The following is a 22,876-nucleotide window of genomic DNA, read 5'->3' on the forward strand; positions in this document are numbered from 1 at the left end:
GGCCGTCGGCTCGATCAAGGACGCTCATGACACCGACCCTCCTCACTACTCTCCGCACCGCCGCCGCCGGCGACGACCCCGTCAGCGCTGCCGGGCAGGGGCAGTTGATCCTCGCCGCCGTCATCGGTATCGCTGTGATCGTCGTCCTGATCACCTGGCTGAAGCTGCATCCGTTCGTCTCGCTGCTGATCGGCGCGCTGACCACGGGTCTGATCGCGGGTATCGCCGCGGCCGACGCGGTCGCGAGCTTCGCGGTCGGCTTCGGCTCCACGATGGGCGGGGTCGGCATCCTGATCGGCCTCGGCGCAATGTACGGCAAGCTGCTCGCCGATTCGGGCGGAGCCGACCGCATCGTGGACACCCTGATCGCCCGCTCGAGCACCCGGGCGCTGCCCTGGATGATGGGCTTCGTCGGAGCACTGATCGGCCTGCCGATGTTCTTCGAGGTCGGCCTGGTGCTCCTGATCCCGGTCGTGATCCTGGTCGCTCGCCGCAGTGGACTGCCGCTGATGACGGTCGCCATTCCCACGCTCGCCGGACTCTCCGTGATGCACGGCCTCGTCCCGCCGCACCCGGGCCCCCTTGTCGCGATCGACGCGCTCGGCGCGAACCTCGGCGTGACCCTCGCGTTCGGCGTCCTGGTCGCGATCCCCACCGTCGTCGTCGCGGGTCCACTCTTCGGCCGGCTCGCCGCACGCTGGGCGCCGGTCGAGACGCCACCCCTGTTCGGGGAGGGAGCCGGCGAGGCGCGCGAGCACGGGCCAGGCTTCGCGGCCGCCGTCGCGAGCATCCTGCTGCCGGTCGTCCTGATGCTCGGCAAGGCGATCGCCGACATCGCCGCCCCCGGCTCCACCGTCGCCTGGAAGGGCGCCCTCGACTTCCTCGGCACACCGACCATTGCGCTGGCGATCGCCCTGCTGGTCAGCCTCGTCCTCCTCGGCCGCGGCGGCCGGATGGACCGCACCGAGCTGCAGACTTCGCTCTCCAGCTCGCTGCCGCCGATCGCGGGCATCCTGCTGATCGTCGGCGCGGGCGGCGGCTTCAAGCAGGTCCTTGTCGACACGGGGATCGGCGGAGTCGTCGCTCAGCTCGCCGAGGGCAGCGGCGCCTCGGCTCTGCTGCTCGCCTGGCTCGTCGCCGTCGTGATCCGCGTGGCCACCGGTTCGGCGACCGTCGCCACCGTGACGGCTGCGGGGATCCTCCAGCCGCTGACCGAGAGTATGGACGGGCCGATGGTGGCCCTCATGGTGCTCGCGATCGGGGCGGGCTCGGTGTTCCTGTCGCATGTCAACGACGCCGGATTCTGGCTGGTGAAGGAGTACCTCGGGCTCAGCATCGGCCAGACCCTGAAGACCTGGACCGTGATGGAGTGCCTGGTCTCCGTGACCGGGCTCGTCGGGGTCCTCCTGATCGGTCTCTTCGTAGGAGGTATCTGATGACCGCTCTGCCCACCGTCTCCGTCCGCGCCGTCGTCGTGATGGGCGTCTCCGGCAGCGGCAAGTCGACCGTCGCGTCGCTGCTGTCCGCCCGCCTGGGCTGGGAGTTCCTCGAGGGCGACGACCTGCACCCGCAGGCCAACGTCGACCGGATGCACGCGGGGATCCCGCTGACCGACGAGGACCGAGCACCGTGGTTGGCCGAGATCGCGTGCGTCCTCGAGCAGCGGATCGCGGCGGGAGCGTCGGTCGTCGTGACCTGCTCCGCTCTGCGCCGGCGCTACCGCGACGTCCTGCGCCGCGACGACCTCGTCTTCGCGCACCTCGCGGGCTCGCGCGACCGGATCGCCGGACGCCTCGCCTCCCGCGTCGGCCACTTCATGCCGACCACCCTGCTCCACTCGCAGTTCGAGGCGCTGGAGCCCCTCGGCGACGACGAGTTCCACGTCACGGTCGATGTGGGCGGCGCTCCGGAGGAGGAGGTCGCCGCGATCCTCGAGCGGCTCGGGCTGGCGGGCGCTTAGCCGAGCAGTGTTGCCGCGGGCGTCGCGGGCAGGTCGAAGGCCGCCGCGGCGGCCGCGTTGGTCACCTGAGCGTCGTGCGTGCTCAGCCCGCGGGCGAGCGCGGGGTCGGCGGCCAGGGCGGCCCGCCAGCCGCGGTCGGCGAGCGCGACCGCGTAGGGGAGCGTCGCAGTGGTCAGCGCGCGCGTCGAGGTCTCGGGCACGGCACCGGGCATGTTCGCCACGCAGTAGTAGACGCTCTGGTGCACGGGGAACACCGGGTCATCGTGCGTGGTCGGACGCGAGCCCTCGAAGCAGCCGCCCTGGTCGATCGCGATGTCCACCAGCACCGAGCCGGGCTTCATCGAGGCGACCATCTCGTCCGTCACCAGCTTGGGCGCCTTCGCGCCGGGGATGAGGACCGAGCCGATCACGAGGTCGGCGTCGGCAAGCTGCGCCGCGATCTCGTAGGCGGAGGAGGCGCGGGTCTGAATCGCGCCCTGGAACCGGTTCTCCAGCTGGGCCAGGCGGGGGAGCGAGAGGTCGACGATGGTGACGTCGGCACCCAGGCCGAGGGCGTTCGCCGCGGCGTGCTCGCCGGCCGTACCTCCGCCGATCACGACGACCTTCGCCTTCGGCGTGCCGGGGACGCCGCCGAGCAGTGTGCCGCGCCCGCCGACAGCGCTCATCAGGTGGTACGCACCGACCGTGATCGACAGGCGACCGGCCACCTCGCTCATCGGCGAGAGCAGTGGCAGCCGGCGGTCGTCGAGCTGCACGGTCTCGTAGGCGATGGCGGTCGTCCCTGCGGCGAGCAGCGCGTCCGTGCAGGGCCGGGAGGCGGCGAGGTGGAGGTAGGTGAAGAGCACCTGGTCGCGGCGCATCCGCGGGTACTCGGCTTCGATCGGCTCCTTGACCTTCAGGATCAGCTCGGACTCGCCCCAGACCTCGTCGGCTCCGTCGACGAGGCGGGCGCCCGCGTCGCGGAAGTCGTCGTCCGACACTCGGGAGCCGACGCCGGCTCCCGCCTCGACCAGGACCTCGTGGCCGCGGCGCACCAGCTCGTGCACGCCGGCCGGAGTAGCGGCGACCCGGTTCTCGTTGTTCTTGATCTCGGTGGGGATTCCGACGCGCACGACGGCTCCTTCGCTGCGGCCCGCGGGGCGGGCGGTGGGCGCCGATCCTGCACCGGCTCTGCCCCCATCGTGCGAAGATCGTGCCCAGGGCGGAGAGATTCCGCAGGATCAATCAGAAGTAGCGGCATCAGCCGAAGATTCATCGGAGGAGCGGGGGAGCGGGCGAGTGGCACCGAAGGATCTGCACGACCTCGACGACCTCGATCCGGTTGATCGCACACTGGTGCGCCTGCTCCGCGCCGACGCGCGCACCCCCAACAGTCGGCTCGCCGAGCGCGCCGGGATCGCCCCGTCGACCTGCGTCGCGCGAGTGCGCGGCCTGGTCGCGCGCGGCGTGATCACCGGGTTCACGGTCGACCTCGATCCGGCCGCGCTCGGACTCACCCTCGAGGCCCTGATCAGCGTCAACATCCGCGTCGGTCAGCGGCAGGCGATCACCCGGTTCGCCCAGGAGATCCGCGCGCTGCCCGAGGTGGTGCAGCTGTTCTTCCTCGGCGGGTCGGAGGACTTCATCATCCACGTCGCCGTGCGCGACTCGAACGACGTGCGGGACTTCGTGGTCTCGAACCTCTCGGCGCATCCGGCGGTGGCCTCGACGCGGACGAGCCTGGTCTTCGACCACCACCGCAAGGGCCCGGCGGTCCCGGAGTAGTCCCGGTCGCACCCGCGACGCTCGTCGAGATCAGTGCTCAGTGCGCGCCGGGGTTCACGTCCCCGCCACCGCGCTGGGTCAGGCCCGGGATGCGCTTCGCGAGCCCCGGGATCGCCTCCTCCGAGATCGCGATTCTGGTGTCGCGCAGACGCTGGCGTAACAGTGTCTCGACGTCCTCCTCCGGTCGCAATTCGGCGTCGCCGGCGACCTGCAGCAGCACGCCGCGCAGCTTCTCGTCGAGCTGCGCGTCCTCGCTGCCGTGCTGGATCGGGTGGTCCTGGGATGCGTTCGTCATCTCCCCATGCTGGCATCGGCCGGCGGGCGCCGAGAGGACTTGCGTCGGGGCAGGATGGTCGTGTGCCCTTTTCCCGCGCCGAACTCGCGTCGTTCCACGGCCGCACGGTCGAGGACCTGCTCGGCGACGACGTCCGCCTCCTCTTCGTCGGCATCAATCCGGGCCTGTGGACCGCCGCCACCGGCGCGCACTTCGCACACCCCGGCAACCGCTTCTACCCGGCACTCACGGCCGCCGGGATTCTCGATCGGGTGCCGCGGGTCTCGGAGGGGATGAGCGCCGCCGACCGAGCGGATCTGGTCTCGCGCGGCATCGGCATCACGAACCTCGCCGCCCGCGCGACGGCGCGCGCCGATGAGCTGAGTGCGCAGGAGCTGCGTGCGGGCGCCCGGCGGCTCCTGGCCACGGTCGAGCGCGTGCGGCCGGCGGCCGTCGCCGTGGTGGGAATCACCGCCTTCCGCGTCGCCTTCAGCCGCCGAACCGCCGTGCAGGGCCGACAGGAGGAGGGCGTCGCCGGCGTGCCGCTCTGGGTGCTGCCGAACCCGAGCGGACTGAACGCCCACGACACCGTCGCTTCTCTCGGCCGTGCCTATCGCGAGCCGGCGATCGCGGCGGGGATCCTCGCACCGGAGGGGGATGGCTCCGACCGACTCGACCAGCAGGAATAGTCGGCGATCAGCGGCGGTTGCAGAAGTCCATGAGTATGCATGAAGTGAGGTTCGGCGTCGACACGTTCGGCGACGTCACCGCCGGGCCCGACGGTGCCCCGCTGCCGTACGGCCAGGTCCTGCGCGACGTGGTCGAGGAGGGGGTCCTCGCGGATCGAGTCGGCATCGACTTCTTCGGCATCGGCGAGCACCACCGCGCCGACTTCGCCGTGAGCGCACCGGATGTCGTGCTCGCCGCCATCGCCGCCCGCACCGAGCGGATACACCTCGGCTCCGCGGTGACGGTGCTCTCCTCCGACGACCCGGTGCGGGTCTACCAGCGTTTCGCCACCCTCGACGGCCTCTCCGGCGGTCGCGCCGAGGTGATCCTGGGCCGCGGCTCCTTCACCGAGTCGTTCCCGCTCTTCGGCTACGACCTGGCGCAGTACGAGGTCCTCTTCGAGGAGAAGCTCGACCTCTTCCACGCCCTGCTGCAGGGCGGTCCGGTGACCTGGCAGGGCACGACCCGCCCCGCGCTCACCGAGCAGAGCGTCTACCCCGCGCCCGACAGCGGCACTCTCCGCACGTGGATCGGCGTCGGCGGCAGCCCGGAGTCCGTCGTGCGCGCCGCCCGCTACGGCTTCCCGCTCGTCCTGGCGATCATTGGCGGCTCGCCCGCCCGGTTCCGCCCCTACGTCGACCTCTTCGGCCGTGCGCTCGACCAGCTCGAGCAGCCCCGGCTGCCCATCGCCGTGCACTCGCCCGGCTTCGTCGCCGACACCGACGAGGAGGCGCGCGAACTCTACTTCCCCCATCACCAGGCGATGATGGACGCCATCGGCCGCGAGCGCGGCTGGTCCCCCATGACCCGCGAGCGTTTCGAGGAGGAGGCCGGGCCCGACGGCGCCCTCCACCTCGGCTCGCCCGAGACCGTCGCGCAGAAGATCGCTCGGACGGTGGCCGCGCTGGGCATCGACCGCTTCGACCTCAAGTACAGCGCCGGAACGCTCCCGCACCCGGCGATCATGCACACCATCGAGCTCTACGGCACCGAGGTGATCCCGCGGGTCCGCGAGCTGCTCGCCCGCTGATCACCAGGCCGACGTCGATACACTCGGAACCTCGCCGCCCCGACCCTCCCGGAAGCACATGCCCGACAGCCACGCCGCCCGCACCCCCTACGAGGTGCTGGGCGTCGCCGCCACCGCGTCCGAGGACGAGCTCCGCCGGGCCTACCGCCTGCGGCTGCGCGAAACCCACCCGGACACCGGGGGCGACGCCGCGTCCTTCCACGCCGTGCAGCTCGCGTGGGAGCGGATCGGCAGCGCTTCGGCCCGCAGCGACTACGACCGCGGTGCTCCCGCTCCCGGAGCGTCCTCCCCGCACTCGCCCTACACCGGCTCGCCCCGCCCGCAGACCGCTTCCGCGGTGCGGGCTCGCTCCTACGGTCACCCCGGAGGCGCGGCACGCGAGTACTACCTGCGCCTGGTCCGCGAGTGGCTGGGCCGCGGCGTCGAGACCGACGACCCCTTCGACCCGGCGATCGTCCGCTCCGCCCCGCGCGAGGTCCGCTCCTGGCTCGCCAAGGCGCAGGCGGAGGAGGCGACGGCTGCCCTGGTCGGCGCCCTCGGCATCGCCTACACCATCTGGAACGACGTGGCGGTGGGCGACGGCGGTCTCAAAATCGACCACCTCGTGCTCGGTCCGGCGGGTCTGCTCGCCCTCACCTCCGCGGACTGGGGCGACCCGGTGCGGCTGCGCAAGGGCGAGCTGGAGGGCCCCGGGATCGCCGAGGACGAGAAGCCGATCGCGTCGCTCGCCAAGGCTGCGCGGCGACTCGGCCGCGAGCTGGGCGTCCGCTTCTCGGCGAGCGTCGTCGTCGTCCCGGATGACGCGCTGGAGCAGCCGTTCGAGCAGGTCGAGCGCGGCCGGCATCAGGGCGCCGTCGTCCTCCGTCGCTCGCTGTTGCCGCAGCTGCTGCGCTCCGGCATCGACGACCCGCGCCTGGGTGGCTACGGCGAGTCGTTCGAGGTGCGCACCCGCGTGCAGAACCGCATCCGCTTCGTCTGACTCCTCGCTAGCCGCCGCTCGCGGTCGGGGCAAGGGGTTAGCGCGCACTCCGCTCCCGACCCAGCATGGGAGGTGCCTCCGGGCATCCCACAACGAGCGGAACGAGGACGGACGATGGTGAGATTCGGCTACACCCTGATGACCGAGCAGAGCGGACCCAAGCAGCTGGTGGGCTACGCGGTCGACGCCGAGCGACTCGGCTTCGAGTTCGCGGTTTCGAGCGACCACTACTCGCCCTGGCTGACGGAGCAGGGGCACGCCTCGTACGCCTGGACCCTGCTCGGTGCCGTCGCGCAGGCGACCTCGACCATCGACCTCACGACGTACGTCACGGCGCCGACCATCCGCTACCACCCCGCCGTGGTCGCGCAGAAGGCGGCCACGCTCGCGATCCTCTCGGACGACCGCTTCACCCTGGGCCTGGGCTCGGGCGAGAACCTCAACGAGCACGTCGTCGGCGAAGGCTGGCCCTCGGTTGCCGTGCGCCAGGACATGCTCGAGGAGGCCGTGCACCTCATCCGCGAGCTGCATACCGGCGAGCTGGTGACCTGGGAGGGCGAGTACTTCCGCGTCGACTCGGCCCGCATCTGGGACCTGCCGGACACGCCGGTCCAGATCGGCCTCGCCGTCTCCGGAGAGAAGTCGATCGCGCGCTTCGCACCGATCGGCGACCACCTGATCACGACCGAGGCCGACGCCGAGCTGATCTCGCAGTGGACCTCGGTCCGGGGCGCGGATGCCGCCCCCTCGCGCACGATCGGCCAGATCCCGATCTGCTGGGCGCCCGATAAGGAGCAGGGCGTGGCGCTCGCCCACGAGCAGTTCCGCTGGTTCGCCGGCGGCTGGGCGGTCAACTCCGACCTGCCCACACCCGCGGGATTCGCCGGAGCGAGCCAGTTCGTCCGGCCGGAGGACGTCGCCGAGCAGATCGCTTGTGGACCCGACCTCGACGAGCTCGCCCAGAGCTTCGTGCCCTACATCGAGGCGGGCTTCACCGACATCGCCCTCGTGCAGGTCGGCGACGAGCTGCAGCAGCGTTTCCTCGACGAGGCGGCAGAGGGGCTGCTCGAGCGCCTGCGCGCCCTCGCTCCCTGAGCGGCCGAGGCGTCAGAACCCGCGGAGCCGCTCGATGTCGCGCCGGTCGCGCTTGGTGGGGCGGCCCGCCCCGCGGTCGCGGACGATCACGCCCGGGGCGGACTCCCGGGGTGGCGGTGGCGGCGTGTGGTCCTCCATGCACTCGGCGGCGACCGGCGCTCCGACCCGCTTGACCACGAGTCCCCGGACGATCAGCTCCCGGTCGAACCCGCCGATGCGGGCGCGGACCTCGTCGCCGACACGCACGGTCTGCGCCGCCTTCGCCCGCTCCCCGTTCACGCGGATGTGGCCGGCTCGCGCTGCGGTCGTCGCGGCGGAGCGGGTCTTGTAGACACGGACCGCCCAGAGCCAGGCGTCCACCCGCACGGCACCGGTCACCGGGATCTGCATCCGCCCAGTCTACGAAACGGGGCCCGCTCGCCGGCACTCCGCGTCCTACCCCACCCCGCGGTCCTACACTGGCCGCCGACAAGGAGGTTCCCATGAACCGAGACGACAGCATCTACACCGGAGCGGACGACGCCCTGCAGAGCGGCGAGGACCGTATGGTCGCCGCGAACGACAGCTCCGGGGCCGGCGGTACCCGCGGCGACGTCGGCATGAGCACGACGAGCGGCGAGGGCACCGGTGTGCCCACGCGCGGCGCGCCCCCGCAGAGCGGCTCGCCGTCCGAGTTGCGTCCCACCGGCTTCCCGCACGCCGGCCTGGAGTTCTCGCTCGTCCCGTCCGGGCACGAGGAGTGGCGGATCGAGCACCCGGGCGGCCGCACCGTCGGTGTGCTCGCCGTCATCTCGCACGCGGGCGAGGAGTCGGAGGCCGTGTTCGTCACCCGCCGCGTCGGCTCCGAGGACGCCGTGGCCGAGGGCACCGACTGGCGCGGCATCGTCTCGGCCGTCATCAACGATGAGGCGGCCGACGAGCGCGGGCCCGTCCAGCTCGACCCGACCGTCGAGCACGTCCGCGGCGGACTGATCAGCCGCGGACCTGCGGACGTCGACGGCCTCTCCTGACCCATTCGCCCACGAGAGTCGCCGGAGCGGCTCTCAGCGGGCGAGGAGCGCAGCGTTGATCCGGGCCGAGAGGTCCGGGTCGACGCGGCGATCGACCCCGTCGACGGCGCGGATCGGAGCGGCGTTGCGTGCGCTGGACACCAACCACGCCGCGTCCGCCGCCTCCAGGTCGCCCGCGCGCAGCGGACGGACCGCCGTGCCGAGGCCCAGGCCCGGAGCGAGCGCGAACAGGTCGGCCTGCGTGGTGCCGGGCAGCAGCCCGAGACTCGGCGGGGGCGTCACCAGCTCGCCGGTCGCCAGCAGGACGAGGTTCGCGGACGGCCCCTCGAGCAGGTAACCGTCGCTCGAGACGAACACTGCATCGTCCGCTCCGCGGCGGGCCGCCTCGCGCGAGGCCGCCCGGTTCACCGCGTAGGAGAGCGTCTTCGCTCCCGCGAGCAGCCAGGGCGAGGTCTCCTGGACGTCCGAGCGCAGACCCCGATCCAGCAGCACCACTCGGACGCCGTCGCGGCGGGCCGGGCCGAAGTCCGGACTGGTCTGCACGAAGACGACGCCGGTCGGCCGACCACCGCCCTCGACACCGCGGGTCAGGATCGTCTTCAGCATCGCCTCGGCGACGCGAGGGTGCGCGGCGACCGCCGCGGCGATCGCCTCAACCCACGCCGCTCGGTCGGGCTGGGGCAGATCGAGCATGCGGGCCGAGCGCTCGAACCGGTCCAGATGAGCGTCGAGGGCCTGCAGCCGTCCGTCGACGAGATTGATCGTCTCGAACACTCCGTCTCCGCGGGTGAATCCGAGGTCGGTGACGTCGAGGTCGCCGCTCCCGCCCGCGTCGACGCGGTAAGCGGGTCCGCCCGGCGAGTGCGGGTCGGCGGCGAGGGAGGGGCGGTTGAGAACGACGAGGGTGTCAGCGGGCACGGGCGGTGAATTCCTTCCGGGAGCGGGAGCGGGGGGAGAGGCGTGGCAGCACGATCACCAGCAGTGCGCCGATCAGCGAGCCGCTGCCGTTCGAGACCAGATCGTGCACATCGGCGACACGGCTGGGCAGCCAGAGCAGCTGTGCCGTCTCGACGACCACCGAGACTCCCAGCCCGATCGGCGCGGCCACCAGGCGCCGCCCCGCCGGCAGCTGCGCGGCGATCAGCGCACCGAGCGGCACGAAGAGCAGCACGTTCGCGGTGAACTCCGCCACTGCGAAGTCGAACCAGCCGGTGAGTGGAGTCGAGGCGAGGAAGGCGATGATCCCGCGGATCAGCGAGTTCGGCTCGCCTGCCGGGTACGGCGCGGGCGTCAGCGTGATCAGTGCGATCAGCGCGAGCCAGGCGAGCGTCGCGAGGCGGAGAAGTCTCAGGCGGCGCATCGTCCGATTGTGCCAGGTCGGCGGCGGCGGAGGCAGTGACCGCGGTGTGGGAGGCTGGAGGGCATGACCAGAAAGGACCCCGGCACCGACGCCGAGCTCCCGCGCCACCCTTTCGACGCCTCCCTCGGCGACGGCTGGGTCGAGATCGGCGACGGGCGCCGCTTCTGGGGCCGCTTCGGCGCCGCCGGACTGCTCCTGCGTGATCCGTCCGGCCGCGTCCTGCTCCAGCACCGCGTCAGCTGGAGCCACTTCGGCGACACGTGGGGCCTGCCCGGCGGGGCCCGGCATCCGGAGGAGACGGCGTTCGAGGCCGCTCTCCGGGAGTCGGAGGAGGAGGCGGGCGTCCCCACCGAACTGATCCTGCCCGTGCTCTCCAGCGTGGTCGTGATCGGCCCGTGGAGCTACTCGACCGTCCTGGCCGAGGCCCGCGAGCATTTCGTCCCGCGCATCAGCGACGCCGAGAGCACGGAGCTGCGCTGGGTCGCGCCGGAGGACGTCGACTCGCTGCCGCTGCACCCCGGGTTCGCAGCGGCCTGGCCGGGTCTGCGCGCGCTCGGATCCTCGATCCCGGTGCTCGTCGTGGACGCCGCCAACGTGGTCGGCTCGCGCCCCGACGGCTGGTGGCGGGACCGCGCCGGAGCCGCTGAGCGCCTCCTCGCCGCTCTCGCTCGGCTCGCGGCCGTCGGCGTCCCCGGGCGTCTTCTGGGAGTCGAGGCCGAGACGGTCTGGCCGCGTATCGCTGTGGTGCTCGAGGGAGCGGCGCGCGCCGCCCGCACGGCTCTCCTCGCTGGGGAGGACCGAGTGGCCGTGCACACGGCCGCAGGGTCGGGCGACGACGCGATCGTCGACCTCGTCGGCGGGCAGGAGTCGGCGGTCGTCGTCACGGCCGACCGCGGTCTCGTCGCACGCATCGAGGCGCTCGGCGCGGCCGCCGTCGGGCCGCGGACGCTGCTCGAGCTCCTCGATCCCCTCCGGGAATAGGCCGCGGGGGAGTCCGGTTGCACCCCGCATGGCTACGACTGCGATGACCCTCGACTCTCACGACCAGACGATCGCCGACGGCATCGTCCTCATCGACTTCTGGGCCGACTGGTGCGGCCCGTGCAAGCAGTTCGCTCCGGTCTTCGAGGCCACGAGCGAGAAGAACGCCGACATCACCTTCGCGAAGGTCGACACGGAGGACCAGCAGCAGCTCGCCGCGAGCTACGGCATCTCCTCCATCCCCACCCTCGTCGTGTACCGCGACGGCATTCCGCTGATGGCTCAGCCCGGCGCACTGCCGGCCCCCGCTCTCGACACCCTCATCGAGCAGGTCCGTGGACTCGACATGGACGACGTGCGCCGTCAGTACGAGGAGGCGAAGGCCGCCCAGCAGGCCTGATCCGCCAGCAGACGCGCCGGAACCCCCGTCAGCCGTGAGGCCGCCGGGGGTTCCGCCGTTCCGGAGCGGGGTCAGCCCGTGTTCTGCAACCCCGCCGCGACGCCGTTGACCGCGAGCAGCAGCAACCGCTGGTTCTGCTCTGTCCCCGGTCCTCCGGGGTCGGTGCGCAGCGCCCGCAGCGCCCGCAGCTGCAGGAGCGAGAGCGCGTTGACGTAGGGGGTGCGCAGCCGCACCGCGCGGCCGAGCACGCGGTGGCCGGTGAGCAGGCTCTCCTCGCCGGTGATCGAGAGCACCCACCGGCGGGTGAGCGCCATCTCCTCGAGCACGAGCCCGGCGAGATCGTCCCGGGAGTCGAGGGCGAGGTAGCGGCGGGCGATGCCCTCGTCGGTCTTCGCGAGCGACATCTCGACGTTGTCGACCATTGTCGTGAACAGCGGCCAGGAGGCGTAGGCCTCGCGCAGCAGGTCCAGGTCGCCGACCGCCTCGAGGGCACTGCCCAGACCGAACCAGCCGGTCAGGTTGACCCGGGCCTGCGTCCACGCGAAGACCCAGGGGATCGCGCGCAGGTCCTCGAGCGATTCGACGGAGAGCCCGCGACGGGCGGGACGCGAGCCGAGCGCGAGCAGGCCCACCTCCTCCTGCGGGGTCACCCGGGCGAACCACGGCGCGAAGCCGTCGGCCTTCACCAGCTCGAAGAAGCGGCGGCGCGACTCGCGGTCCATCGTCGCGGCGACCTCGGCGAAGCGCTCCGCGGCTGCGGCATTGCGCTCGCCGACCGCGGGGGAGGAGGCGAGCAGCGTCGCGCCCGCCACCTGCTCGATGTGCCGGGTCGCGATGTCCGGGTTGCCGTAGCGGGCGAAGATGACCTCGCCCTGCTCCGTCAGCTTGAAGCGGCCGTCCACCGATCCCGGCGGCTGCGCGAGCACGGCACGGTTGGCCGGCCCGCCGCCGCGACCGAGCGCGCCGCCGCGACCGTGGAACAGCGTCAGCACGATCCCCTCGTCGGCCGCCCACTGCGCGATGCGCGCCTGCGCGTCGTAGAGCGCGAGCGTCGCCGAGACCGGTCCGACGTCCTTCGACGAGTCGGAGTAGCCCAGCATCACCTCGAGGCGGTTGCCCGTCGCCGCGAGGCGCGCCTGCACCTGAGGGAGGCGGATCATCTCGGCGAGGATGTCGGTGGACGCGTCGAGGTCGGCGAAGGTCTCGAAGAGCGGGACCGCGTCGATGATCGGCGGCTCGCCGTCGGTGGCCGCCTCCGCCAGCTCGAAGACCGTGCGGAGGTCGTCGGCCGACTGCGTGAACGAGACGATGTAGCGCCGCGCGGCACCGGTGCCGAAGCGCTCCTGGACCCTCGCGATCGCGCGGAACACCGCCAAGACCTCGCGGCCACGATCATCCAGCTCCTCGCCGGCGCGGAGTGCGGCGATCGTCTCGCGGTGGACCTTCGAGTGCTGGCGCACCTCGATCTCGGCCAGGTGGAAGCCGAAGGTCTCGAGCTGCCAGACGAAGTCCTGCAGGTCGCCGTAGGCCGCGCGGACGTCGTCGGCCTCGACCAGGGACTCCTGCAGCGTGCGCAGCTCGCCGAGCAGCTCGGTGGCGGCGGAGTAGGCCAGCGGCCCCTCGGAGCGTGTCGCGGCCAGGCGCTCGGCCGCGAAGAGCAGGACCCGCCGGTGCGTCTCGTTGGGGGAGCGCTCGGCGATGTCGGTGGCGAGCTCGGGGGCGCGCTCGACGCAGGACGCCCAGAGCGCCTCGACGGCGGCGGAGGGCGGAGTGGTCGACGCATCGAGCGTCAGCGCGCGGCCCACGCGACGGGCGACGCGCTCGAGGCCCATCAGGACGTGCTCCGAGGCGATGTCGACCGCCGCGAGGGTCGTCTCGGCCGTGACGAACGGGTTACCGTCGCGATCACCGCCGATCCAGGTGCCCAGGCGGACGAAGGCCGGCGCGACCGGCGCGCGCGTGCCCGAGCCCTCACCGAGCAGGGCGTCGTCGAGGCGGCGGTAGACCCGGGGGAGCACCGAGAACAGCGACTCGTCGAACACGCTCATCGCCGTGCGCACCTCGTCCAGCGGAGTCGGCTTCGACTCGCGCAGCGGCGCCGTGCGCCAGAGAGTGTCGACCTCGGCCAGCAGCCGACGACGGATCTCGACCAGCACGACTCCGCCCATGCGCGGATCGTCGCGCTGCTCGAGCAGGTCGCTGATGCGCCGGATGGTCGAGGCAACCGCACGACGGCGGGCCTCGGTCGGGTGCGCCGTCAGAACGGGGCGGAACTCCAGGCGGGAGAGGCGTGCGAACGCCTCGGCCTCGCCGAGCTCGCCGGTGAGGCGGCGCATCGAGGCGAGGATCGAATCCTCCGGCGACTGCGCGCCTGCATCCGCCTCGCGGCGGCGCAGCACCCGCACCCGGTGGAACTCCTCCGCCACGTTGACGAGATGGAAGTAGCAGGTGAAGGCTCGGGCCACCTCCTCGGCGCGCTCGAGCGAGAGCGAGGCCACGAACTCCTCCGCCTCGGCCGTCCCCGCCGCGTCGCCGCTGTCGTAGGCGCTGATCGTCAGAGCCCTGAGGCGCTCCACGTCCTCGTAGAGCGCGGGCTCACCCGATTCGCGCAGGACCTGGCCGAGCAGTTCGCCCAGAAGATGGACGTCGGCGCGGATCCTCTCCTCGAGCACGGGCGCGGTCGTCCCGTCGGCGGAGGACGGGGCGGCGGAGGAGGCGGGTGCGGCGGACGCGTCGGAGAACGAAGGCACGGGAGAGACCTTAGCGGCGGCGCGTATCCAGCACACGACGCCGCGGTCACGATCCGAACTGGAATGATCAAGGAGTGACCGTGACAACCGCACCCTCCGCTCCCGCCGTTCAGACCGAGCAGGCAGCACCTCACGTCGTCGTGCTGTTCGGCGCTGTCGGCGATCTGGCCCGGCGCAAGCTCATCCCGGGCATGGCCCACCTCGCGCTCTCCTCCCTCGCTCCCGATCTGCAGATCGTCGGTACCTCGCTCGAAGAGCACGACGACGACTCGTTCCGTGCCTTCGCGAAGCTCGCCTACGACGAGTTCGGCAGCCGCTCCCTCACGCCGGCGCAGTGGGATGAATTCGCCTCCAAGCTCCGCTACGTCCCGCAGTCCGCCGGCCCCGCCGCACTGGCGGCCGCCGTGACCGACGCCGAGGCGGTCCTGGGCCCGGACGTCAGCCGCCTGCACCACCTCAGCGTTCCGCCCAGGGCGGCGCTCTCGGTCGTGCGAATGCTCGCCGAAGCCGGCCTGGTCGAGCGGTCGCGGATCATCATGGAGAAGCCGTTCGGCGTCGACCTCGAGAGCGCCGTCGTGCTCAACGCCGAGCTGCACGAGACCTTCGGCGAGGAGCAGATCTTCCGGATCGACCACTTCCTCGGCAAGGAGCCGGCGCAGAACATCCTCGCCTTCCGCTTCGCCAATGGCCTGTTCGAGCCGATCTGGAACCGCAACTTCATCGATCACGTTCAGATCGACATCCCCGAGCGCCTCACGCTGGACCGCCGCGCCGAGTTCTACGAGTCGACCGGCGCCTATAAGGACATGGTGGTCACCCACCTCTTCCAGGTGCTCGCCTTCATGGCGATGGAGCCGCCGACCGCGCTCGAGCCGCAGGCGATCAGCGAGGAGAAGAACAAGGTCTTCCGCTCGATGCGCCCGCTGAACCCCGAGAACGTCGTGCGGGGCCAGTACATCGGCTACCGTGACGAGCCCGGCGTCGCCGCCGACTCCGAGACCGACACCTTCGTCGCGCTGAAGTGCGAGATCGACAATTGGCGCTGGGCCGGTGTCCCGTTCTACCTCCGCACCGGCAAGCGGATGGCGGAGGGCCAGCGCATCATCTCGATCGCGTTCCGCGAGCCGCCGAAGAGCATGTTCCCCCAGGGCTCCGGAGTCGGCGCGCACGGCCCCGACCACCTCACGTTCGACCTCGCCGACGCCTCGAAGGTCTCGCTCTCCTTCTACGGGAAGCGGCCGGGCCCCGGGATGCGGTTGGACAAGCTGAGCATGCAGTTCGCGCTGCAGGAGACCGATCGCGCCGGCGACGCGCTCGAGGCCTACGAGCGCCTGATCCTCGACGCGATGCGCGGAGACCACACCCTGTTCACGACGGCCGAGGGTATCGAGCGGCTGTGGGAGGTGTCGGCGCCCCTTCTGCAGGACCCGCCGCCCGTCCGCCTCTACGCGCCCGGCTCCTGGGGGCCGAACGCGATCCACCAGCTGATCGCTCCGCACGCCTGGCGCCTGCCCTTCGAGCGCGTCTGGCGCGACAAGCGCTGAGCCCGCCGCAGTACGCCCCGCCTAGGCTGGGCGCATGGCACGCACCGGTGAGGACCGGATCTGGACGGTCCCGAACGTCCTCAGCCTGGTGCGCCTGGCGCTGGTGCCCGTCTTCCTCGTGCTGGTTGTCTCCGGTGAGGACGCCCTCGCGCTCCTCGCTCTCGTCGTCTCGAGCCTCACCGACTACCTCGACGGCTGGATCGCGCGCCGCTTCGACCAGATGACGCGCCTGGGCCGCGTCCTCGATCCCGCCGCCGACCGGCTCTACATCTTCGCCACCGTTGTGGGGCTCGCCGCCCGTGGGCTGGTGCCCTGGTGGCTCGTGGCGGTGCTGCTGGCCCGCGACCTCATGCTCGTCGTGCTGGCGGTCGTCCTGGCCAGTCACGGCTACGGCCCGCTTCCCGTGCACCACCTGGGTAAATTCGCGACCTTCTGCCTCTTCTACGCCCTCCCGCTGATCATGCTGGGGCAGGCCTTCCCGGCGCTGTCGCCCGCCTCCCTGCCCATCGCCTGGGCGTTCGCGCTCTGGGGCGCGTTCCTCTACTGGTGGGCCGGGGTCGTCTATGCCGTGCAGACCCGGGACCTCGTCCTCGGGGTCCGCTCAGGTGCTCACGGGTCCGGCGAGGGTCACGATTCGGATACGCTGAGCGGATAGGAGGTACGTCTTGGTCGAGCCCGTCGGTGGAGCATCATCCGCCCAGCACAAGTCCGTTCCCGGTGAGCCGTCGACGGAGACGACTCTGACGTTCACCGACGACATCGGCGCCCAGCTCGCCGCTCTCGACAACCGCGCGTCCCGCGAGGAGGCCGAGGCCGTCGGTGCCCTGCCCTCCGGCTCGGCGCTGCTCGTCGTGCGTCGCGGGCCCAACACCGGCGCCCGGTTCCTCCTCGACACCGACTCGACGACGGTCGGCCGTCACCCCGACGCGGGCATCTTCCTCGACGACGTCACGGTCTCGCGTCGGCACGCGGAGTTCGTTCGTCGGGGCACCTCCTTCGAGGTCCACGACCTCGGCTCCCTGAACGGCACCTACTTCGACGGGGTTCGGATCGAGTCCGCGATCCTCACCGACGGCTCCGAGGTGCAGGTCGGCAAGTTCCGCCTCACCTTCTACGCGTCCCGCGCCGACCTCGTCGCTGCTCCGGACGCGTGAGCCGTGGGCCGCTCCTCGGCGCGCGCCCTCCCCACCGGTTCCGCCGCTCTGCTGAGCATCGGGCAGGTGCTGGCCCGGCTGACCACTGAGTTCCCGGATGTCACCCCGTCCAAGTTGCGCTTCTTGGAGGAGCAGGGGCTCGTCTCGCCGGCCCGCACCGACTCCGGGTACCGCAAGTTCTCCCCGTCCGACGTCGAGCGACTCCGGATGATCCTCGCGCTGCAGCGTGACCACTACCTGCCGCTCAAAGTGATCCGCGGATACCTCGACGACATCGATGCCGGACGCGAGCCCACGCTGCCCGCGGGCGTCGGGGGTCCTGGAGCCTCGCTCCTCGGCCCGGCCACCCGGCTGACCAGGCAAGGGCTGGTGGCCGAGTCCGGCGCCACGCCCGCCCTCGTTCAGGAGGCGATCGCCGCGGGTCTCGTGCGAGGCGGGGACGTGTTCGGCGACGAGGCCGTGACAACGCTCAAGGCACTCGTCGACCTCGGCCGCTCGGGCATCGAGCCGCGCCACCTCCGACCGCTGCGGGTCGCCGTCGAACGCGAAATGTCCCTCATCGAGAGCGTCGTCGCCTCGAGTGCGCGCCGCGGCGAGGCTTCGGGGTCGGCCGGCGCCGCCGAGAACGCGGTGAGCCTGGCCGCCCAGCTGGGCACGATCCGCGGGGCGATGGTGCGCAGCGCCCTCTCGCGGATCGCCCGCTCGTGAGCGCCGCTCCGCCCGCAGCGGAGGGCCCCGTGCGACACGCCGCGACCCCGAGGCCGATGTCGTTTACTCGGCCGGTCCCGGTCGGTACGGTAGGGAGCGCGTTCGGAGGATCCGGCGTCCGGATCCGAAAGGCACAGGGATGAGAGAAGTCAGCCGCGACGTCAGCGGCCAGCGCGACCTCCTCCTGTTTACCGACGGACTGCCCGAACTCGACGCCGACGCTGGCTACCGAGGGGCCGTCGCGGCCCGCGCTGCCGGCATCACCTACCGCCAGCTCGACTACTGGGCCCGCACCGGGCTCGTCGAGCCCACCGTCCGCGGCGCCTCCGGCTCCGGCACACAGCGCCTCTACGGCTTCCGCGACATTCTCGTCCTGAAGCTCGTCAAGCGTCTCCTCGACACCGGTATCTCGCTCCAGCAGATCCGCACGGCCGTCACGCAGCTCCGCGAGTCCGGAGTCGATGATCTCGCGCAGACGACACTGATGAGCGACGGCGCGAGCGTCTACCTCTGCACGTCGGACGACGAGGTCATCGACCTGCTCAGCCGGGGCCAGGGCGTTTTCGGTATCGCCGTCGGCAAGGTGCTCCGTGAGGTCGAGTCGAGCCTGGTCGAACTCGACCACCAGTCGGTCGATCCCACCGACGAACTCGCGCAGCGCCGCGCCTCCCGCCGCGCCGGCTGAGAGGGCTGGCTCTTCTCCCGGTCCCGGTACGCCGCCGCCGGCCACTACTGAGCGGCCGACACCTGCTCGCCGATGCGGCCGGTCCTGATGACCCGGTCGAGCAGCAGATCGAAGTTGTGCGCCATCTCCTGCGCGCTCTCACCGGGCCAGACGTGGACGGGCTTCGCCGCGCCCTGCGCCTGCTGAAGCGAGGTCCGCTCGGGCAGCTGCGGGCTGAGCACGAGCGGCCCGAACATGTCACGCAGCTCCTTGATCCGGAACTGGTGCTCGAGCGACTGGACGCGAGCGCGGTTGACGATGATGCCGAGTGGCTGCAGGCGCGGGCTCAGGCCGCGCCGGATCTCCTCGATCGCCCGCAGCGCACGGTCGGCGGCGGCCACCGAGAACAGGCCGGGCTCAGTGACGACGGCCACGCGGTCACTCGCCGCCCACGCCGTGCGGGTGAGCGCGTTGAGCGAGGGGGCGCAGTCGATCAGAACGAGGTCGTAGTCGGCCTCGACGCTGGCGAGGGCCTCCTCGAGCTTCCAGATGTCGCGGATGCTGGGATGCGGTCCGTCGAAGTTGATCGCGGACGGGCTGCCGATCAGGACGTCGATCGTGCCGTGGTGCTCCTTGGTCCAACCGGAGGGAGCGATCGCCGAGCGGACGATCTTCTCCTTCGGCGACGTCAGGACATCGGCGATGTTGAGGTGACCGGCGACATTGATGTCCATTCCGGTCGACACATCTGACTGGGGATCGAGGTCGACGACCAGCGTTCGCAGGCCCTTCGAGAACGCCGCGGATGCAAGGCCGAGGGTCACCGTGGTCTTGCCGACGCCGCCCTTGAGGGAGCTCACGCTGAGTACATGCATGGCTGACTACTTTACGTTCCCCCGGGCGGCAGAACCTAACCGTTGTCTGCACACGTCGTCCGCGGGGCCTGCGCAGGCGCGTCCCACTAGCAGCAGCGGCGGGCTCCGACCAAGCCGCCCGGTGCGATCCGAGCCCGCCGGTACACTCATCGCAAGCGGAAGGAGGCTCGTTCGCATGGATGAGCGCAACGACGAACAGCCCGACACCGAGACCGGTCCCACACCGCGAACCGCCCTGGACGCGGCCCGGGAGTCGGGTCAGTACTCTCCGCGGCCGACCGACACCGCACCGACCCTCCTGCCCGACGGGGTGCGAATCACTCCGCCCGGCCCGCGGCGCCGCTCCACCGCTCCCGCGCCCGTCGAGGACGAAGAGGCGATCGATGTCGGCCGCCTCGGCCTACCGCCCACCCGCTCGCACGCCCTCCTGCCGCCGGAGCCCACTCCTGGTTCGGCGCGCATTCCCGACGCGCCCGCTCCTGCCGCGCACGGACCGGTCGCGCACGGACCCGTCACGGCAGGCATCCCGACCCGGGCCCCGCTGCCGGCGCCCGACGAGCCCGCGGGCGAGCACGCCGCCGGACCCACCCGCCGCGACCGCCTCCGTGCCGAGTCTTCGAGCGCGGCTCCCACTCCGACTGAGCCGAGCGCAGCGGCACCCGAGTCGGCGTCGATGCTCACGCCGGACCGGCTGCTCGAGGTCAACCGCAAGACGCGGCCCGCCCCCACCGGCGGCTGGCACCGCTTCCTGTATGGCGTCAGCTTCCACACGGTCAACCTCGGCGACTCCGCCAAAGTGAAGGCGTGGAAGGCGATGGATGAGCGGATCGGTCGGCAGTTCGAGGGCGGCACCCGCTTCGTCCCGGTCATGACTCGCAAGGGCGGCGTCGGCAAGACCACGGTTACGACGCTGCTCGGCATGGCCCTCGCCGATGCCCGTGAGGACCGCATCATCGCCGTGGACGCCAACCCGGACCGCGGCACGCTGGCCGAGCGCGTGCCGAAGCAGACGCGGGCGACGGTCCGCGACGTCGTGAACCGCGCCGCCGGCGTGACCGGCTTCACCGAGTTCTCGACGATGGTCTCGCGCGACGAGACCCGCCTCGACGTTCTCGCCTCGGACACCGACCCGCAGCTCTCCGAGGCGTTCGACGAGAACGACTACAACGTCGTCGCCGACCTGGTCGAGCGCTTCTACTCGATCATGCTCACCGACTGCGGCACGGGGATCGTGCACTCGGTGATGCGGCCGACGCTGCAGCGAGCGGATACCGTCGTGATCGTCTCGGGCGGCAGCGTCGACGAGGCGCGCCTCGCCTCCGAGACCCTCACCTGGCTCGACGCGAACGGCTACGGCGACCTGGTGCGCAACGCGGTCGTCGCGCTCAACACGGCGACGCAGGGCACGAGCCTGGTCAAGCTGGAGGAGATCGAGTCGCACTTCCGCTCCCGCGTCCGCGACATCGTCCGCATCCCGTACGACCCCGTACTCGCCGCCGGGTCCGTCGTGAAGTGGGAGCAGCTGCGGGAGGGCACGAAGGAGGCGGCGCGCCTGCTCGCCGCGCTCGTCGTCGAAGGGATGCCGGTTCGGCGTGTCTGATCTTGTCGATGTCACTCGGGGTGACACCAGCCGGATCGACGCCTTCGACCTGATCGTGATCGGCGCGGGATCCGGCAACTCGATCGTCGGACCCGAGTTCGACGACCTGCGGGTCGCGATCCTCGACGACGGCGAGTGGTTCGGCGGCACCTGCCTCAACGCGGGCTGTATCCCCACGAAGATGTTCGTCCACGTCGCCGATGTCGTCACCGACGTCGACCAGGGCGAGCGGATCGGCGTGCGCTCCCGGCTCCAGCGCCCCGAGTGGGCCGAGGTCCGCGATCGGGTTTTCGGTCGGATCGACGCGATCAGCGAGGGCGGCTTCGAGTACCGCGACCAGCGCTCCCCGAACGTGACGGTCCTGCGCGAGAGCTTCGGCTTCGAATCCCTCGGCGACGGCGTCCGGCCGCACGTTCTCGCCAGCGCGAGCGGAGCGCGCATCAGCGCTCCGCAGGTGGTCATCGCCGCCGGTTCTCGGCCGCGGCCCCTCCTCGCGGCCTACGAGCCCGACCCGCGCATCCATGACTCCTCCTCCGTGATGCGGCTCGACGAGCTCCCCGAGCGGATGCTGATCCTCGGCGGAGGCGCGGTCGCCGTCGAGTTCGCGCATGTCTTCTCCTCCTTCGGCACCGCGGTCACCGTCGCCGTCCGCAGCGACCGGCTCCTCCGCGCCCTCGACGAGGACGTCGCCCGCCGCTTCACCGCGATCGCCGCAGAGCGCTACACCGTGCTGACCGGCGTGAGCGTCGACAGCGTGGACGCCCGCGACGACGGCCTGCACGTCGCCCTCGAGGACGGCACCACGGTCGAGACCGACCTGCTCCTGGTGGCCCTCGGCCGCCAAGCCAACAGCGACACTGTCGCCGCCGCGACTGTTGGCATCGACCTGCACGAGGACGGCCGGATCAGCGTCGACTCCGAACAGCGCGTGCTCTCCGGCGGGCGCCCCGTGCCGGGGCTCTTCGCGCTCGGAGACGTCTCGTCGCGCTGGCAGCTGAAACACGTTGCCAACCACGAGGCGCGACTCGTCGCGCACAACCTCCTCCACCCGCGGGAGCTGCTCTCGAACACGCTCTCGCCGGTGCCGGGCGCGATCTTCGCCCACCCGCAGATCGCCCACTTCGGCCTCAGCGCCGCCCAAGCCCGCGAGCAGGGCCGTGACGTGATCACCGTCACCCAGGAGTACGGCTCCACCGCATTCGGCTGGGCGCTCGAAGACGACTCCAGCGCCTGCCTCCTGGTCGTCGGACTCGACGGCGCCCTCCTCGGCGCGCACATCATCGGGCCGCAGGCCAGTATCCTCATTCAGCCGCTCGTCCACGCCGCCAGCGCCGGCATCGGCATCCGCGGACTCGCCCGCAGCCAGTACTGGCCGCACCCCGCAGCGAGCGAAGTCGTCGAGAACGCCCTCCTGAGCGCGGAGGAGGCCCTGAGGGAGCGCACCACATGACCGAACGCCAGATCCGGATCTTCGGGGACCCGGTGCTGAAGACCCCGTCCTCGATGATCGACACGGTCGACGCCGGAGTTCGCGGCCTCGTCGACGACCTCCTCGACAGCGTCCGCCCGCCCGGACGAGCCGGCGTCGCCGCCCCCCAGATCGGCGTCAACCTCCGCGCCTTCAGCTACAACGTCGACGGCGTGATCGGCTACGTCCTGAACCCCGAGATCATCGAGCTCAACGGAGAACCGCAGCCCGTGGACGAAGGCTGCCTCTCCGTCCCGAACCTCTGGTACCCGGCGATCCGCTACCCGCACGCGAAAGTCCGCGGTACCGACCTCGACGGCAACGACATCGTCCTCGAAGGCGACGGTCTGATGGCCCAGGCCCTCCAACACGAATGCGACCACCTCGATGGACGCCTCTACCTCGACCGCCTGTCGAAGGACGACCGCCGCGCCGCCATGAAAGCCGTCCGCGAATCCCACTGGTTCTGAGTTGATTCCGAGCCGGTCCCTGCCCGGCTCGGCGCGGTCGGCCTGTTGAGGTGGGTGCGTT

The 22,876-nt window shown here is 71.5% G+C and carries 25 protein-coding genes; 18 read left to right on the forward strand and 7 right to left on the reverse strand.

All coding sequences use genetic code 11. The annotated features are described in order from the left end of the window. Nucleotides 1–26: 26 nt before the first annotated feature. Both A6122_RS05600 and A6122_RS05605 read left to right on the forward strand, forming a co-directional pair. The gene (locus tag A6122_RS05600) at nt 27–1,436 is read left to right on the forward strand and encodes a GntP family permease (protein WP_068252565.1); all 1,410 of its coding nucleotides are present in this window, start codon (nt 27–29) and stop codon (nt 1,434–1,436) included. Beyond that, nucleotides 1,436–1,960 (forward strand): gluconokinase, encoded by a 525-nt coding sequence (locus A6122_RS05605; RefSeq protein WP_068252567.1) that lies wholly within the window; start codon nt 1,436–1,438, stop codon nt 1,958–1,960. The genes A6122_RS05600 and A6122_RS05605 overlap by 1 nt, the downstream gene beginning before the upstream one ends. Here the strand turns inward: A6122_RS05605 and ald are convergent. Beyond that, nucleotides 1,957–3,072, reverse strand: a complete 1,116-nt coding sequence (ald, locus tag A6122_RS05610) for an alanine dehydrogenase (RefSeq protein ID WP_068252572.1) — start codon at nt 3,070–3,072, stop codon at nt 1,957–1,959. The genes A6122_RS05605 and ald overlap by 4 nt on opposite strands. 166 nt (nt 3,073–3,238) lie before the next feature. On the opposite strand from ald, the gene A6122_RS05615 reads away from it, so the two are divergent. After that, nucleotides 3,239–3,724, forward strand: coding sequence for an Lrp/AsnC family transcriptional regulator (locus A6122_RS05615; RefSeq protein WP_068252575.1), 486 nt, complete (start codon nt 3,239–3,241; stop codon nt 3,722–3,724). A 37-nt stretch (nt 3,725–3,761) separates the two neighbouring features. Here A6122_RS05615 and A6122_RS05620 read toward each other — a convergent pair whose 3' ends face one another. Continuing rightward, on the reverse strand, nt 3,762–4,019 hold the full coding sequence (locus tag A6122_RS05620) for a hypothetical protein (RefSeq protein WP_068252577.1): 258 nt from the start codon (nt 4,017–4,019) through the stop codon (nt 3,762–3,764). Nucleotides 4,020–4,081: 62 nt separating this feature from the next. On the opposite strand from A6122_RS05620, the gene A6122_RS05625 reads away from it, so the two are divergent. The 4 genes from A6122_RS05625 (at nt 4,082) to A6122_RS05640 (ending at nt 7,831) form a co-directional block, all read left to right on the forward strand. Next, nucleotides 4,082–4,687: a mismatch-specific DNA-glycosylase gene (locus tag A6122_RS05625; RefSeq protein WP_068252580.1), complete on the forward strand. Its 606-nt coding sequence runs from the start codon at nt 4,082–4,084 to the stop codon at nt 4,685–4,687. Nucleotides 4,688–4,722: 35 nt separating this feature from the next. Continuing rightward, the gene (locus A6122_RS05630; RefSeq protein WP_068257118.1) at nt 4,723–5,757 is read left to right on the forward strand and encodes an LLM class flavin-dependent oxidoreductase; all 1,035 of its coding nucleotides are present in this window, start codon (nt 4,723–4,725) and stop codon (nt 5,755–5,757) included. A 58-nt stretch (nt 5,758–5,815) separates the two neighbouring features. Further along, nucleotides 5,816–6,736 (forward strand): J domain-containing protein, encoded by a 921-nt coding sequence (locus tag A6122_RS05635; RefSeq protein WP_068252582.1) that lies wholly within the window; start codon nt 5,816–5,818, stop codon nt 6,734–6,736. 114 nt (nt 6,737–6,850) lie between these two features. Beyond that, the gene (locus tag A6122_RS05640; protein ID WP_068252584.1) at nt 6,851–7,831 is read left to right on the forward strand and encodes a TIGR03557 family F420-dependent LLM class oxidoreductase; all 981 of its coding nucleotides are present in this window, start codon (nt 6,851–6,853) and stop codon (nt 7,829–7,831) included. A gap of 12 nt (nt 7,832–7,843) precedes the next feature. On the opposite strand, the gene A6122_RS05645 is transcribed toward A6122_RS05640, so the two are convergent. Beyond that, nucleotides 7,844–8,221, reverse strand: a complete 378-nt coding sequence (locus A6122_RS05645) for an RNA-binding S4 domain-containing protein (RefSeq protein ID WP_068252586.1) — start codon at nt 8,219–8,221, stop codon at nt 7,844–7,846. 92 nt (nt 8,222–8,313) lie between these two features. Between A6122_RS05645 and A6122_RS05650 the strand changes: the two genes are divergently transcribed. Next, on the forward strand, nt 8,314–8,841 hold the full coding sequence (locus A6122_RS05650) for a hypothetical protein (RefSeq protein ID WP_068252589.1): 528 nt from the start codon (nt 8,314–8,316) through the stop codon (nt 8,839–8,841). A gap of 33 nt (nt 8,842–8,874) precedes the next feature. Here the strand turns inward: A6122_RS05650 and A6122_RS05655 are convergent, their stop codons facing one another. After that, entirely contained in the window at nt 8,875–9,759 is an 885-nt protein-coding gene (locus tag A6122_RS05655) for an aminotransferase class IV (RefSeq protein WP_068252592.1), read from the reverse strand. Next, nucleotides 9,749–10,201 (reverse strand): VanZ family protein, encoded by a 453-nt coding sequence (locus A6122_RS05660; protein WP_084415842.1) that lies wholly within the window; start codon nt 10,199–10,201, stop codon nt 9,749–9,751. The genes A6122_RS05655 and A6122_RS05660 overlap by 11 nt, the downstream gene beginning before the upstream one ends. Before the next feature lie 63 nt (nt 10,202–10,264). Here A6122_RS05660 and A6122_RS05665 point away from each other — a divergent pair, with 63 nt between their 5' ends. Together A6122_RS05665 and trxA are read left to right on the forward strand one after the other, a co-directional pair. Then, nucleotides 10,265–11,182: an NUDIX hydrolase gene (locus A6122_RS05665; protein WP_068252595.1), complete on the forward strand. Its 918-nt coding sequence runs from the start codon at nt 10,265–10,267 to the stop codon at nt 11,180–11,182. A 28-nt stretch (nt 11,183–11,210) separates the two neighbouring features. Then, nucleotides 11,211–11,582: a thioredoxin gene (gene trxA / locus A6122_RS05670; RefSeq protein ID WP_068252599.1), complete on the forward strand. Its 372-nt coding sequence runs from the start codon at nt 11,211–11,213 to the stop codon at nt 11,580–11,582. 71 nt (nt 11,583–11,653) lie between these two features. Here the strand turns inward: trxA and A6122_RS05675 are convergent, their stop codons facing one another. Then, nucleotides 11,654–14,332, reverse strand: a complete 2,679-nt coding sequence (locus tag A6122_RS05675; protein WP_084415843.1) for a phosphoenolpyruvate carboxylase — start codon at nt 14,330–14,332, stop codon at nt 11,654–11,656. A gap of 80 nt (nt 14,333–14,412) precedes the next feature. On the opposite strand from A6122_RS05675, the gene zwf reads away from it, so the two are divergent. The 5 genes from zwf (at nt 14,413) to A6122_RS05700 (ending at nt 18,423) form a co-directional block, all read left to right on the forward strand. Then, the gene (zwf, locus tag A6122_RS05680) at nt 14,413–15,876 is read left to right on the forward strand and encodes a glucose-6-phosphate dehydrogenase (RefSeq protein ID WP_068257126.1); all 1,464 of its coding nucleotides are present in this window, start codon (nt 14,413–14,415) and stop codon (nt 15,874–15,876) included. A 34-nt stretch (nt 15,877–15,910) separates the two neighbouring features. Next, the gene (locus A6122_RS05685) at nt 15,911–16,531 is read left to right on the forward strand and encodes a CDP-alcohol phosphatidyltransferase family protein (protein WP_068252600.1); all 621 of its coding nucleotides are present in this window, start codon (nt 15,911–15,913) and stop codon (nt 16,529–16,531) included. Between the two features lie 10 nt (nt 16,532–16,541). Further along, the gene (locus tag A6122_RS05690) at nt 16,542–17,030 is read left to right on the forward strand and encodes an FHA domain-containing protein (protein WP_068252601.1); all 489 of its coding nucleotides are present in this window, start codon (nt 16,542–16,544) and stop codon (nt 17,028–17,030) included. Nucleotides 17,031–17,033: 3 nt separating this feature from the next. After that, complete coding sequence (gene ftsR / locus A6122_RS05695; RefSeq protein ID WP_068252603.1) at nt 17,034–17,738, forward strand: transcriptional regulator FtsR; 705 nt, start codon at nt 17,034–17,036, stop codon at nt 17,736–17,738. Between the two features lie 139 nt (nt 17,739–17,877). Then, nucleotides 17,878–18,423 (forward strand): MerR family transcriptional regulator, encoded by a 546-nt coding sequence (locus A6122_RS05700; protein WP_068252604.1) that lies wholly within the window; start codon nt 17,878–17,880, stop codon nt 18,421–18,423. 44 nt (nt 18,424–18,467) lie between these two features. Here the strand turns inward: A6122_RS05700 and A6122_RS05705 are convergent, their stop codons facing one another. Then, nucleotides 18,468–19,277, reverse strand: coding sequence for a ParA family protein (locus A6122_RS05705; protein ID WP_068252605.1), 810 nt, complete (start codon nt 19,275–19,277; stop codon nt 18,468–18,470). A 175-nt stretch (nt 19,278–19,452) separates the two neighbouring features. Between A6122_RS05705 and A6122_RS05710 the strand changes: the two genes are divergently transcribed. From A6122_RS05710 to def, 3 genes are read left to right on the forward strand one after another with little or no spacing between them, the layout of a single operon-like run. Beyond that, on the forward strand, nt 19,453–20,877 hold the full coding sequence (locus A6122_RS05710) for a MinD/ParA family ATP-binding protein (RefSeq protein WP_084415844.1): 1,425 nt from the start codon (nt 19,453–19,455) through the stop codon (nt 20,875–20,877). Further along, nucleotides 20,870–22,327, forward strand: a complete 1,458-nt coding sequence (locus A6122_RS05715) for a mycothione reductase (RefSeq protein ID WP_068252608.1) — start codon at nt 20,870–20,872, stop codon at nt 22,325–22,327. Before A6122_RS05710 ends, A6122_RS05715 begins: the two co-directional genes overlap by 8 nt. Beyond that, nucleotides 22,324–22,815 carry a peptide deformylase gene (gene def / locus A6122_RS05720; RefSeq protein ID WP_068252611.1) on the forward strand — a complete coding sequence of 164 codons (492 nt, stop codon included), beginning with the start codon at nt 22,324–22,326 and terminating at the stop codon, nt 22,813–22,815. Before A6122_RS05715 ends, def begins: the two co-directional genes overlap by 4 nt. Nucleotides 22,816–22,876 lie beyond the last annotated feature (61 nt).

This window comes from Rathayibacter tritici, from assembly GCF_001641005.1.
In the GTDB taxonomy this organism is placed as follows: Bacteria; Actinomycetota; Actinomycetes; order Actinomycetales; family Microbacteriaceae; genus Rathayibacter; species Rathayibacter tritici.

Excerpts from the sequence above, each read along its gene's own strand:
- A6122_RS05640 (WP_068252584.1), top strand. The coding sequence starts at position 6,851 with ATGGTGAGATTCGGCTACACCCTGATGACCGAGCAGAGCGGACCCAAG.
- A6122_RS05650 (WP_068252589.1), top strand. The coding sequence starts at position 8,314 with ATGAACCGAGACGACAGCATCTACACCGGAGCGGACGACGCCCTGCAG.
- A6122_RS05645 (WP_068252586.1), bottom strand. The coding sequence starts at position 8,221 with ATGCAGATCCCGGTGACCGGTGCCGTGCGGGTGGACGCCTGGCTCTGG.
- A6122_RS05620 (WP_068252577.1), bottom strand. The coding sequence starts at position 4,019 with ATGACGAACGCATCCCAGGACCACCCGATCCAGCACGGCAGCGAGGAC.
- A6122_RS05660 (WP_084415842.1), bottom strand. The coding sequence starts at position 10,201 with ATGCGCCGCCTGAGACTTCTCCGCCTCGCGACGCTCGCCTGGCTCGCG.
- A6122_RS05630 (WP_068257118.1), top strand. The coding sequence starts at position 4,723 with ATGCATGAAGTGAGGTTCGGCGTCGACACGTTCGGCGACGTCACCGCC.
- A6122_RS05665 (WP_068252595.1), top strand. The coding sequence starts at position 10,265 with ATGACCAGAAAGGACCCCGGCACCGACGCCGAGCTCCCGCGCCACCCT.
- A6122_RS05710 (WP_084415844.1), top strand. The coding sequence starts at position 19,453 with ATGGATGAGCGCAACGACGAACAGCCCGACACCGAGACCGGTCCCACA.
- A6122_RS05700 (WP_068252604.1), top strand. The coding sequence starts at position 17,878 with ATGAGAGAAGTCAGCCGCGACGTCAGCGGCCAGCGCGACCTCCTCCTG.
- A6122_RS05600 (WP_068252565.1), top strand. The coding sequence starts at position 27 with ATGACACCGACCCTCCTCACTACTCTCCGCACCGCCGCCGCCGGCGAC.
- A6122_RS05605 (WP_068252567.1), top strand. The coding sequence starts at position 1,436 with ATGACCGCTCTGCCCACCGTCTCCGTCCGCGCCGTCGTCGTGATGGGC.
- A6122_RS05685 (WP_068252600.1), top strand. The coding sequence starts at position 15,911 with ATGGCACGCACCGGTGAGGACCGGATCTGGACGGTCCCGAACGTCCTC.
- trxA (WP_068252599.1), top strand. The coding sequence starts at position 11,211 with ATGGCTACGACTGCGATGACCCTCGACTCTCACGACCAGACGATCGCC.
- A6122_RS05635 (WP_068252582.1), top strand. The coding sequence starts at position 5,816 with ATGCCCGACAGCCACGCCGCCCGCACCCCCTACGAGGTGCTGGGCGTC.
- A6122_RS05705 (WP_068252605.1), bottom strand. The coding sequence starts at position 19,277 with ATGCATGTACTCAGCGTGAGCTCCCTCAAGGGCGGCGTCGGCAAGACC.
- def (WP_068252611.1), top strand. The coding sequence starts at position 22,324 with ATGACCGAACGCCAGATCCGGATCTTCGGGGACCCGGTGCTGAAGACC.